The sequence below is a fragment of the Pseudooceanicola sp. NS-SX9 genome (assembly GCF_057380705.1).
The window spans coordinates 16,035-28,044 of the sequence record NZ_JBXXRN010000004.1 but is presented as its reverse complement, the minus strand read 5'-3'; the positions used below and the strand labels follow the sequence as shown (position 1 = coordinate 28,044).

At 68.6% G+C, this 12,010-nt stretch carries 8 protein-coding genes; 2 read left to right on the top strand and 6 right to left on the bottom strand.

What is annotated here, in order from left to right:
* Positions 1 to 56 precede the first annotated feature (56 nt).
* From AC2ITM_RS20080 to ygiD, 3 genes are all read right to left on the bottom strand, one after another.
* Entirely contained in the window at positions 57 to 3,155 is a 3,099-nt protein-coding gene (locus AC2ITM_RS20080) for a transporter substrate-binding domain-containing protein (protein WP_486470193.1), read from the bottom strand.
* Positions 3,156 to 3,413: 258 nt separating this feature from the next.
* Entirely contained in the window at positions 3,414 to 4,379 is a 966-nt protein-coding gene (locus AC2ITM_RS20075; RefSeq protein ID WP_486470192.1) for a glutathione S-transferase family protein, read from the bottom strand.
* A 12-nt stretch (positions 4,380 to 4,391) separates the two neighbouring features.
* The gene (gene ygiD, locus AC2ITM_RS20070; protein WP_486470191.1) at positions 4,392 to 5,213 is read right to left on the bottom strand and encodes a 4,5-DOPA-extradiol-dioxygenase; all 822 of its coding nucleotides are present in this window, start codon (positions 5,211 to 5,213) and stop codon (positions 4,392 to 4,394) included.
* Positions 5,214 to 5,332: 119 nt separating this feature from the next.
* Here ygiD and AC2ITM_RS20065 point away from each other — a divergent pair, with 119 nt between their 5' ends.
* On the top strand, positions 5,333 to 6,226 hold the full coding sequence (locus AC2ITM_RS20065) for a LysR family transcriptional regulator (RefSeq protein ID WP_486470190.1): 894 nt from the start codon (positions 5,333 to 5,335) through the stop codon (positions 6,224 to 6,226).
* 74 nt (positions 6,227 to 6,300) lie between these two features.
* Here AC2ITM_RS20065 and amaB read toward each other — a convergent pair whose 3' ends face one another.
* Together amaB and hglS are read right to left on the bottom strand one after the other, a co-directional pair.
* On the bottom strand, positions 6,301 to 7,785 hold the full coding sequence (amaB, locus tag AC2ITM_RS20060) for an L-piperidine-6-carboxylate dehydrogenase (protein WP_486470263.1): 1,485 nt from the start codon (positions 7,783 to 7,785) through the stop codon (positions 6,301 to 6,303).
* A gap of 64 nt (positions 7,786 to 7,849) precedes the next feature.
* On the bottom strand, positions 7,850 to 9,235 hold the full coding sequence (gene hglS, locus AC2ITM_RS20055) for a 2-oxoadipate dioxygenase/decarboxylase HglS (protein WP_486470189.1): 1,386 nt from the start codon (positions 9,233 to 9,235) through the stop codon (positions 7,850 to 7,852).
* Between the two features lie 148 nt (positions 9,236 to 9,383).
* Between hglS and AC2ITM_RS20050 the strand changes: the two genes are divergently transcribed.
* Positions 9,384 to 10,292 (top strand): LysR family transcriptional regulator, encoded by a 909-nt coding sequence (locus AC2ITM_RS20050; RefSeq protein WP_486470188.1) that lies wholly within the window; start codon positions 9,384 to 9,386, stop codon positions 10,290 to 10,292.
* 26 nt (positions 10,293 to 10,318) lie between these two features.
* On the opposite strand, the gene AC2ITM_RS20045 is transcribed toward AC2ITM_RS20050, so the two are convergent.
* Positions 10,319 to 11,995 (bottom strand): bifunctional protein tyrosine phosphatase family protein/NAD(P)/FAD-dependent oxidoreductase, encoded by a 1,677-nt coding sequence (locus AC2ITM_RS20045; RefSeq protein ID WP_486470187.1) that lies wholly within the window; start codon positions 11,993 to 11,995, stop codon positions 10,319 to 10,321.
* Between the last annotated feature and the right edge of the window lie 15 nt (positions 11,996 to 12,010).

Sequence of the window (12,010 nt, the reverse complement as noted above, 5' to 3'; positions counted from 1 at the left end):
GTCATGACCCGCCACAGCCACCTGCCACCCCTGGCCCGGGCGGCATGGGCCGCGCCCTAGCCTGCCCCCCCGTGGCGTCCCGCCAGCGCATTGCGCAGGGCCGCCGCCAGCTCTCCGGCCGAGCATGGCTTTTGCAGCACCGGACCGAAACCCGCCTGCCCCGGGCGCTGCGCCGGACCCGTGTAGCCCGACATCATCACCACCGGCAGCCCCGGCCGCAGCCCGCGCGCAGCCCGCGCCAGCCCAAAGCCATCCAGCCGCCCCGGCATCACAACGTCGCTCAGCAAAAGGTCAATCGGCGTACCCGCCTCGATCAGCGCCAGCGCCGCATCGCCCGAGGGCGCGGTGACAACCGCATAGCCCATCCCCTGCAGGGTGTCCCGGGTCAGTTCCAGCAAATCGGCCTCGTCCTCGGCCAGCAGGATGCGCTCGCCCTGAGCGGCCGGGATCGCGGCCCCGGCTGTGGCTGCCGGCGGCACCGCCCCCTCGGCCGATCCCATCGGCAGCCGCAGCCGCACTGTCGTGCCATGGCCGGGGATGGAATAGAGGCTCATCGAGCCGCCCGACTGCTCGGCAAAGCCGTAAACCATCGCCAGCCCCAGACCGGTGCCCTTGCGCTCGCCCTTGGTGGTGAAGAAGGGGTCGGTGGCGCGGGCCCGGACCTCGGCGCTCATGCCCGGACCGTCATCGGAGACCGAGAACTCGACCTGCGGGGCGGCGGGATCATGGGGCCCGGGTTCCATCGGATCACGCAGCGCCCGCACGCTGACCGCGATCCGCCCCCCCGAACCGGCCCCCAGGATCGCGTCGCGGCTGTTCAGCACCAGGTTCAGCAGCGCATTGTCGAGCTGCGCAAGATCGCAATAGACATGCAGGTCGGGCTCGGCCAGCTCGAACTCAAGCGTGATGTTTTCTTCGATGACCGGGCTGGCCAGGCCGCGGAATTCCTCCAGCACCTCTTCGACCCGATGGACGCGGGCCCGCCCCGACTGCCGCTTGGCGAAGGTCAGCAGCCGCGCCGTCAGCGCCGCCCCCCGCTGCACCGAGGTGATCGCGGTGCCGAGGTATTTCTGCCCCTTCTCGTCGCAATGGCCCTGCGCCAGCTGCGCGGCATAGTCGATGGTGGCCAGGATGTTGTTGAAATCATGCGCCACCCCGCCGGTCAGCTGGCCAAGCGCATCCAACCGGCTGGAGCGTTCCGCCCGCTGGCGCGCACGTTCCTGTTCGGTCACGTCATCCATGACGATGACGGTGGCGATCTCGCCGCCCGACGCCCCGGCGATGGCCGAGCTGGACACGTTGACAAAGCGGGCCTCGCCGTCGGGATCGGGCTGCAGCATGGCCGCCTCGCCGCGCAGGGGCTCTCCCGCGATGGCGCGGTGCAGCGGGTCGGCCTGGGGCTCCAGCGGCTCCATCGTCGACAGATCGAGGAACCGCGCCGTCCCCGGCCAGGAGAACGGCGGCACCAGGCTGCGCCCCAGCAGGCGGACCGCCCCGGCATTGACCGACCCCACCAGCCCGTCGCCCCGGATCCCGAAGATCGCGCTGCTGGCCGCATCAAGGACGGCGCTCAGCCGGTCGGCGACCTCGCGGCGGGCCAGTGCCAGCCGTTCCGCCCGCCGCCGCGCCCGCAGGCTCTGGCCCAGGAAAGCCAGCACGATCAGGATTGCCAGCAGGCCCAGGGCCCATTTCAACAGCCGCAACCGTTCGGCCGTCCAGAACTGCGGCGGCGAAAACCACCGCTCGCGCAGGGCCTGGGATTCTTCCGAGCTGAGATAGGCCGGGATCACCGCGTTCAGCCGGTCGCGGACCTCGCCCAGGCCGGCACGCAGGCCGATCGCACGTTCGAAGACCAGATAGGGCTGGGGCAGTTCCGCCACCCGGGGGGTGTCACCGCGCGCGGCCAGAGTCTCGCGCATGGTGACCGTGGCATAGAGCATCGCGTCAACCTCTCCGGCCAGCAGCCCGTCGATCATGGCATCGACGGTTTCGTAGACCTTCAGATCGAGGCCCGCCGCCTCGGCCCCCGGCCGGGCCGCATTGCGCGCCACCACGCCGACAGGGTGCCCCTTCAGGCTGGCCATGTCAGTGATCCCCTCGGGCTGACCGGCGCGGGTAAAGATCGAATAGGGCGAACGCTGGATCGGGATGGTGAAATCCATCACCTGGCGGCGCTCGGCCGTGACCGAAAGCGGCGGCAGCATGTCGAAGCCGCCGTAATTCGGCCCCTTGGCCCATTCCTGAGAGGTGACGGCGTGGAAATGCAGCTTCAGACCGGCGCGTCGCGCCAGATCACGCAGGGCCTCGACTCCATAGCCGGTAAAGGTGCCATCCGCATTGACCACCTGATAGGGGGGGAAATCGCTGACCCCGACCTCCAGCACCGCTGGCGGTGGCGCCGCGCGCACCATGTTCCAGGCGATCAACAACCGGTCCAGCGTGCCATCCGTCTGCAATGCCTTGATCGCCAGGTTGATGCGCGGCATCAGCGCGGCCTGCCCGGGCGACAGCGCCACGAAATGATCGACCGTGCGCAGCGGCTCGCCAACGATGCGCACCGCCGTCTCGAGCCCCGCCTTCGACAGCACGTCAAGCGCCGCCTTGTGCAGCAGCACCACGCCATCCACATCGCGCGTCAGCAGGGCGCCGACCGCGGCACGCGGCCCGGCAAAGTCGATCACCGTGTTGCCCCCCGACAGCGCGCCCAGCTCGCTTCCGGCGGTGCCCGTCACAACGCCGATCCGCGCGCCCTTCAGCGTCTCGGGCCGCACCCCGTCCGGCGTGTCAGCGCGCATGAACAGATAGACCGCCGTCCGCGCCACTCGATCAGAATAAAGCGTCTGCGGCCCCAGTGCCGGCAGTTTGCCGACCCCAGCCAGCATGTCGCCCTGCCCCTCGGCCAGCGCGGCATAGGCCTGCTGAAGGGTGTCGTAGTGCCGGAAGGTGAGGTCGATCCCGGCACGGTCGGCGATGTCGCGGGCAAGCTCGGCGAAAAAGCCGGTCAGCCGGCCGTCGGGCGCACGCTGGTAGACGCCCGGCAGTTCGGACCAGGGCACGGTCAGGCTGGGCCGGTCCTGCGCGGCGGCGGCCAGCACGCATCCCATGACAAGGGTCAGGGTCATCAGCCCCTGCCGCAGGATCTGCCCGATGCGCATCTGTCCGTCTCCGCCCGTTTCCGCGGCTGCTTCCGGCCGCGCCATTCAGCCTTAACACGAAATTCACGAGCGGAAGGTAAATCCGTTTCCAGCGACCCGGATGTCGCATGGACCGGGGATTTGTCCCCGCTTTCTGGGGACAGGCCGGTGGATAAGTCCCGCCCGCCCCAAGCCAGCAAGGCTGCGTCCTGATGTGCCTGCAAAACAGGCTGACCCAGCGTCCGGATGCACGATCAGGGGCATCCCGCCCGAGAGGTCTCAGGCAGCGCGGGCCAGCAGGGCCGCCACATGTGCCGGGCCGGTCGGGCGGATCCGCGTCGGGTTCAGCGCCCGGATCGAATAGTAGCCCCGCGTGATGTGGTCCATGTTCACCGTGCCCGCGATGCCGGGCAGCGTCAAGATCCGCTCCATATAGGCCGAGAGGCGGGGATAATCGGCGATCTGCCGACGGTTCACCTTGAAGAGGCCGTGATAGGCCGCATCGAAGCGGATCAGGGTGACGAAGGTGCGGATGTCGGTCTCGGTCAGGCGGTCGCCGAACAGGTAGGGGCCGCTCAGGCGCCCTTCCAGCTCGTCCAGCATGGCAAAGACGCCCTCGGCGGCCTCGTCATAGGCCTGCTGGCTGGAGGCAAAGCCCGCCTTGTAGACGCCATTGTTCAGCAGCTCGTAGATCCGCGGGTTCAGCGCGTCGATCTGATCGGCCAGATCCGAGGGGTAAAGGCACAGATCCGAGGGGACCAGATGCGCGAAGGCGGTATCGAACATCCGCAGGATATCGGCGCTTTCGTTGTTGACCATGACGCCCTGCTTTTCGTCCCACAGCACCGGCACCGTGGCGCGGCCGGTATAATGCGGATCGGCCCGGGTATAGAGTTCATGCAGGTGGCGGGCGCCGAACAGCGGGTCCGCATCGGCGCCGGGATAGCCGCCGAAGGACCAGCCTTCGGCCTCCAGCGTCGGATTGACCACGGTCACGGGGATGATGTCCTGCAGCCCCTTCAGCGCCCGTGCGATCAGCGTGCGCGAGGCCCAGGGGCAGATCAGCGCGACATAAAGGCGATAGCGCCCGGCCTCGGCCCGGAACCCGCCGGTGCCGGTGGGACCGGCGCTGCCATCGGGGGTGATCCAGTTGCGAAACCCCGAGACCTGACGCACAAAGCGCCCCTGGGCATCCTTCTTCTGCACCGGCTGCCAGTCGGCCGTCCATTTTCCATCGACAAGCATGGGGATCTCCTTTCAGGCGTGGAAGACAAAGGACCGCATCGAGATCGACCCCAGGTCGATCCGGTCGGTCATGAAGGTCAGGCTGTCGCGCGCATCCGACGCCCCGGCGATGGTCAGCGCCGGCAGGTAGTGGTCGGGGCTGGGGTGGGCGGCGCGCAGCAGCTTGCCCAGCTTCTTCGGATCCGCCAGCATCGCAAAGTCGCGCTTTTCAAGCCGGTCGGCGAAGAGCATGTCGAATTCCACCGCAAAATCCTGCGCCCGGCCGCCAAAGTTCAGCGCCGAGAGGTTGTGCACCACATTGCCCGATCCCAGGATCAGCACGCCGCGGTCACGCAGCGCGGCAATCGCCTGGCCCACTTCCAGCTGGTGATCCAAGCCCCGCCCCATGTCGATCGACACCTGAAAGACCGGCACGTCGGCCTCGGGGTAGAGGAATTTCAGCACCGTCCAGGCGCCGTGATCCAGGCCCCAGCTGTGGTCCTCGGCGCCGTGGTGGCTGGCCAGCAGGCTGACCACCTCGCGCGCCAGGGTCGGATCGCCCTTGGCGGGGTATTGCTGGGCATAGAGCGCCTCGGGGAAGCCGTAGAAATCGTGGATCGTCTTCGGCATGGCCGAGACATCGACCAGCGTCGTGCCGCGCGTCATCCAGTGGGCGGAAACCACCAGGATCGCGTTCGGACGCGGCAGGGACCGGCCAAGCGCCGTCCAGGCACGGCTGTAGTCGGTATCTTCTATGGCGTTCATCGGGCTGCCGTGGCCCAGGAAGACCAGCGGCATGCGGTCGGAGGCCGGGAAACGTTCGGCCAGCTTCTTCAGCGCAGAGGCAGTGCTCATGGTGTTTCTCCCGGGGCCGGAAGGGCCCCTGTTGAACGCAGGCTATGCCCTGGGGGCTCTCCACAAAATGGCGAAGTTGGATTATGACTATCGTCGATTTGTTCCGAATTGGAGGTGGCATGGATCTGGTCGATCAGCTTCGGGCCTTTGTCGCGACGGCGCAGACGGGGTCCTTCACCGCCGCAGGCGAGCAGCTGGGCCTGTCGAACCGGCTGATGTCGAAATACGTGGCAGGGCTTGAGGGGCGGCTGGGCCTGCGTCTGCTGCAGCGCACCACCCGGCGGGTCGGGCTGACGCCTGCGGGCGAAGATCTGCTGGCGCGGGCCCCTGCCCTTCTGGACGATCTGGACGCGCTTCTGGGCGAGGTCTCGGAAGGATCGCGGGGGTTTTCAGGGATGATCCGGGTGTCGGCCCCGGTGACGTTCGGAGAGCTTTGGGTGACCGGGATGCTGGACCGGTTCGGCGCCCTGAACACCAACCTGTCGTTCGACCTGCGGCTGGATGACCGGCATGTCGATCTGGCATCTGAGGGGATCGACCTGGCGTTTCGCCTTGGCCAGTCCGAGATGCTGTCGCTGAAACAGCGGCGGCTGGGGGAATGGCGGGCGGTGCTGGTCGCCAGCCCCGCCTTCCTGTCGCGCCATGGCACGCCCGCGACCCCGGCCGATCTGGCCGCCCTGCCCTGCATCCTTGACAGCAACCGCCGCCAGCCCCGCAGGTGGAATTTTCGCCGCGATGGGCGAGAGGCCAGCGTGGACGTGCAGGGGCCGTTCCGGGTCAATTCCGCCCGCGCCGCGGTCGAGCTGGCACGCCGTGGCCGCGGCATCGCCTATGCGCCGCGCTTTGCGCTGCAAGGCGACGCGGGCAAGGGGCTGGTGCCGCTGCTGGAAGGGTACGAGGGGGAATGCGGCCCCGTCTCGGCCGTCTGGCTGGAAGGGCGGGTGCTACCGCGCCGGCTGCGGGCGCTGATCGACTTTGCCGCGGCCGATCTGGCGGGGGCTGCGATCCTGTAGAAATGCCCGGCCCGGCGGAAGGGGACGCCGGGCCGGAGGGGAGGATGCCGGGGGCGTGCCCCCGGCCCCTCGGGTCAGTCGATGTCGAAGACGACACCCTGCGCCAGCGGCAGTTCCTTCGAGTAGTTGATGGTGTTGGTCGCGCGGCGCATGTAGGCACGCCAGGCGTCCGAGCCGGATTCACGGCCACCGCCGGTTTCCTTTTCGCCCCCGAAGGCGCCGCCGATCTCGGCGCCCGAGGTGCCGATGTTGACGTTGGCGATCCCGCAGTCGGACCCCTTGGCCGACAGGAACACCTCCATCTCGCGCAGGTCGGTGGTGAAGATCGAGGACGACAGCCCGCCGCCCACGTCATTGTGCAGCTCCAGCACCGCGTCAAAGTCGGAATACTTCATCACGTAGAGGATCGGCGCGAAGGTCTCGCGCAGGACGGGGCCCAGCTGGCCGGGCATCTCGACCAGGGCGGGCTTGACGTAATAGGCGGTGTCGGCGCCCACCTGCTGACGTTCGCCGCCGTGGACAACGCCGCCCAGATCGGCCGCTTCCTGCAGCGCGGCGGTCATGCCGTCGAAGGCGGCCTTGTCGATCAGCGGACCGACCAGCGCCTGGGTTTCCAGCGGATTGCCGACCGAGACCGAGGCATAGGCCTTCTTCAGCGCCGGGACCAGCTGGTCATAGACGCTTTCATGCACGAAGAGGCGGCGCATGGTGGTGCAGCGCTGACCGGCGGTGCCCATGGCGCCGAAGGCCACGGCGCGCAGCGTCATGTCCAGATCCGCCGAGGGGCAGACGATGCCGGCATTGTTGCCGCCCAGTTCCAGGATGCACTTGCCGAAGCGGGCCGCGACCTTGGGGCCGACGATCCGGCCCATCCGGGTCGAGCCGGTGGCCGAGATCAGCGCGACCTTCTCGCTTTCGACCAGCGCCGCGCCCACGGCGGGGCCGCCGATCAGCACCTGCGACAGGCCCTCGGGGGCGTCATCGCCAAAACGGGCAATGGCGCGTTCCAGCACGGCCTGGCAGGCCAGCGCGGTCAGCGGGGTCTTTTCAGAGGGCTTCCAGATCACCGGATCGCCGCAGACCAGCGCCAGCGCCGCGTTCCAGCACCAGGGGGCGCAGGGGAAGTTGAAGGCGGTGATGATGCCCACGACACCCAGCGGATGCCAGGTTTCCATCATGCGGTGGCCAGGGCGTTCGGTGGCGATGGTCAGGCCGTAAAGCTGCCGCGACAGGCCGACGGCGAAATCGCAGATGTCGATCATCTCCTGCACTTCGCCCAAGCCTTCGGAGGGCGACTTGCCCGCCTCGATCGAGACCATGCGGCCAAGATCGGTCTTCGACTTGCGCAGCTCTTCCGCGAAGAGGCGCACCAGTTCGCCGCGCCGGGGGCCGGGGACCAGGCGCCATTTGCGGAAGGCGGCCGCGGCGGTGGCGATGGCGGCCTGGGTGTCGGCGACGGAATGTTCGGCCAGCGAGGCCACGGCTTCGCCGGTGACCGGAGAGATCACGACCATGCCGCCCGCCGCGTCAAGCGCTGCGGTGACGCCGCAGGCTTCCATGGTTTCGGCAGTGACGGCAGAGAGGGGTTTCGTCAGCATCGGGGGTCCTTTCAGAAGATCGGGGTCACGCGTGGGCGTGGCTGAGCGTGGCACGGGCGCGGGCAAGGGAGGTTGCCTCGGCATCGGCATATCGCTGGTGCAGGTCGATGACGGGGGCGCCAAGATCGGCCTCGAACCGGGCGCGGTTGGGGTTGGCGGTGAAGGCCTGGGTTGCCTCGTCGCCAAGGTTCGACTGGAAGATCCCGGCGGCGGACACCGGCAGGAAATCTTCGTAGATGATCGGATCGGCGCGCAGGATGCCGGCCGCGACAAGGGCGGCGGGATCGCGCGACAGATCCGCGACCGTCGCCGCCTTGCCGGTGGGGGTATAGCGGAAATAGCCCAGACCCTCGGCGCGGATCGCATCCAGATCATCGGGGAAATCGGCGAAGACGGCGGACAGCGTTTCCATGTAGGTGGCGGCGTTCGATCCGTCGGCGGCGGGGCGGACGATGTCCCGGGTGCGGTTCAGCAGCTGATCATAGAGCGCCTGGCCCTTGGGCGTCAGCGCCAGGCCGCGCTGCTCGATCTCGCCGAAGCGGGCGGTGTGGCTGCCCGCAACCGTGGTGGTGCCGTCGGCATAGGTCACCGGTTCCTCCAGCGCCTTGAACGAGGTCTGGCGCAGCAGGATCGGAACGTTGCGGGTGGGCGGGCCCTCGATCACCGCCTTGGGGGCGATGCCGCGGGCGGGCATCTGTGCCTGCACCGCGTCGATATCCAGGGTGCGCGGCGTCAGGTGGTTGATATGCGGCCCCTTGAAGGCCACCACGTCGGCCACCAGCCGGTGCGCGGCATGAAGGCGGTGGTACATCGCATGGCCGACATTGGCCTGCGGATGCCAGCGGAAGGTTTCCAGCGCCTCGGCGATGAAGGCCCGGGCATCGGCGTCCGACAGGCCGCCCTCGGCCTCGGCGCGGGCGATCAGCGCCAGGCAGCCGGGGGTGAAGATCTGCCGGGCGTCCAGAACCGCGGCGGCCTCGGCGCGCAGGGTCGCGTCCTCGATCAGGTCCAGCCGCAGCAGCGAGGTGAAGACGCGGAACGGGTTGATCCGCAGCGCCGCGTCCGACAGCGGCCGGAAGGCGGTGGAATGCACCGGCACGCCCGCGACCGACAGGTCGTAGTAGCCCACCGGGAACATGCCCATCACGGCAAAGAGGCGCCGCATCGTCGACAGCTCCTGCGGGGTGCCCAGGCGGATGGCGCCATGGCGTTCCTCGCTGATGCGGTCCAGTTCGCCCAGGGTGGACAGGCGGGCGGCTTCGGCGGGGTCATCCGCCAGATGCGCGTCGTTGACGTCCTTCACCAGGTCCAGAAGGGTGCCGTAGGCGGGCACTTCCTCGCGGTACATGGCGGACATGGCGCGGGAGAACAGGGTGCGGATCTCTTCGGGCGTGACGTGAGGGGTGCTCATGTGCGGGGCTCCGGTGCGGCTGTGGTCGGGGGCAGGTTAGCCCCCTGCCCCGCCCCCTGCCCAACGATGGATCGGACTGCCCTCATTCCGGTTTCGCATGGCTTGCCTTTCTGCGATGCGCGCGCAACATGGTTGGCCGGAGGTCCCGATGATCCTGCAACGCCGCCACCTGCCCGACATGCGCCTGCTTCAGACCTTCGAAGCCGCCGCCCGCCATGGCAATTTCACCCGCGCCGGAGAAGAGCTGGCGCTGACCCAAAGCGCCGTCAGCCGCCAGGTGAAGGAGCTGGAGGACCAGATCGGCAAGCCGCTGTTCGCCCGGCTGCGCGGCCGCGTCGTGCCGACCCCGGCGGCCGATGCGCTGCTGCCCGAGGTCCAGCGCCTGATGCAGATGGCCGAAACGACGATGCGCCACGCCAGTGCCGGCGCGCAGGGGCAGGATGTGCTGGCGGTCAATGCCATCCCGACCTTTGCCGAACGCTGGCTGATGCCGCGCCTGCCGGGCTATCTGGCGCTGCACCCCGAGGTGCGCTTTGACATCTCGACCCGGCGCGAGGTCTTCGATTTCGCCGAAACCCAGTGCGATCTGGCCATTCACTACGGCCGGCCGATCTGGCCCGGGGCGCGCTGCAGCTTCCTGTGTTCCGAGATCGTCGTGCCGGTGGCGGGCGGGTCGTTGCGCGGGCGGCGGCTGCGGGGGCCATCGGATCTGGCGCAGGCGCCCAAGGTGCATCTGGCCGATCGCCCCGCGCTCTGGCCCGACTGGTTCACCCGGCTGGGCCGCACCCTGCCCGAAGCCACGACGGGGCACTGGTTCGACCAGTTCTCGCTGACCATCGAGGCGGTGAAAAGCGGCCTGGGCTATGCGCTGCTGCCGCTCTACCTGATCGAGGACGAGATTGCGCAGGGCGCGCTGGAGGTGGTCTTTGATCTGCCGCATTCGACCGACATGGCCTATTACCTCGTCATCCCCGAGGGGCGCGAGGCGCGCGTCGCGGCCTTCCGCGACTGGCTGGCGGCGCAGGTGTCGGCGCGGTCGCGGATGCAGCAGGGATAGGGGGCCGCGCCCGGCCCCCCAAGGGATCATTCGGCCACAGTGACCGGTTCGGGATGCGCCATCCATTCCCGCCCACGCAGCATTGCCCACCAGTAGATCGGCGGCAGCAGGCGTTCCTTCAGCAGCCAGGCGGCGCGGGTCGGGCGGGTGCCATCCACCAGCCATTTCGGGAACGAGGGCTTCAGCACCCCGCCATAGCCGAATTCCGCCAGCACGATCTTGCCGCGCTCGACCGTCAGCGGGCAGGACCCATAGCCGTCGTACTGCGCCACCGCCCCCTTGCCCGCGATGTCGGCCAGAAGGTTCATCGCCACGGTCGGTGCCTGCTTGCGCGCGGCGGCGGCGGTCTTGGCATTGGGGGCGTTCATCACGTCCCCCAGGCTCCAGACGTTGTCGTATGTCCGGTGGCGCAGGGTGGCGGGATCGACATCCACCCACCCCGCCACATCGGCCAGCGGCGAGACCCGGATGAAATCCGGCGCGGTCTGCGGCGGGACCACGTGAATCATGTCGAATTCGGTGGTTACCTCCTGGGGCGGCTGGTCGGGACGGGCCACGCGAAAGGTCGCGCGGCGGGCCGGCCCGTCGATGGACGCAAGCGTATGGAAGAAGTTCAGCGTGGCGTCGTATTTCTGCACATAGCCCATCAGCGCGGGCACGTAATCCTTGACGCCGAACAGCACCCCACCGGCATTCATGAACTGGATGTCGATGTCCTTCAGCACGCCGCGCCGGGTCCAGGCATCGCCCGACAGGTACATCGCCTTCTGCGGAGCACCTGCGCATTTGATCGGCATCGGAGGCTGGGTGAAGATCGCCCGGCCCCGCGTCATCCCCGACACCAGCTGCCAGGTATAGGGCGCCAGGTCGTAGCGATAGTTCGAGGTGACGCCGTTGCGGCCCAGCGTTTCCTCGAGCCCCTCGATCGCGGACCAGTCGAGCTTTAGCCCCGGGGCGACGACCAGGCGGTCGTATTTCACCACCCGGCACCCGTCGAGGATCACGGCATCGTTCTGCGGCTCGAAGGCAGCGACCGCGGCCTTGATCCAGGTGACGCCGCGCGGGATCAGGCTGCCCATGGTGCGCGCAGTCTGTTGCGGCTGGAAAATGCCGCCGCCGACCATGGTCCAGCCGGGCTGGTAATAGTGGATATCGGCCGGATCGATCAGGGCAATCTGCAGGTCCGGGTCGCGGGCGCGCAGGCTGGCCGCCACCGCAATGCCCCCGGCCCCGGCGCCCACGATCACCACCTGAAACGCCGCATCCCCCGTATCGGTGGGGGTGCGGCCGCCATTGGCGATGCGGCGCGCAACGCCCGACATGTCATAGCCTGCCGCGCGCGCCTTTGACAGGATCTGCGGCAGGGGCTGGCGTCCGGCCTGCGACAGGGACCACAGCGTGGCCGAACGCGTCCCGGTACGGCAATAGGCGAAAACCGGCTTTGGCAGCGCCTCCATCGCGGCACCGAAATCCTGCGCCGTCTGGTCGGTCACCAGCCCGGGGGTGACCGGCAGAAAGCGGAACGCCAGCCCGGCATCGTCGGCGGCACGAGCGATCTCGTCATGGCCGGGCTGGTCTGGGGCCTCGGCATCCGGTCGGTTGCAGATGATGGCGCGAAAACCCGCGGCGGCGATCAGTGCCACGTCGGCCGGAGTGATCTGAGGCCCAACGCTGAGGCCGGTGTCGATATCGTGTCGTTGCATGAGGTCTCTCTCCCC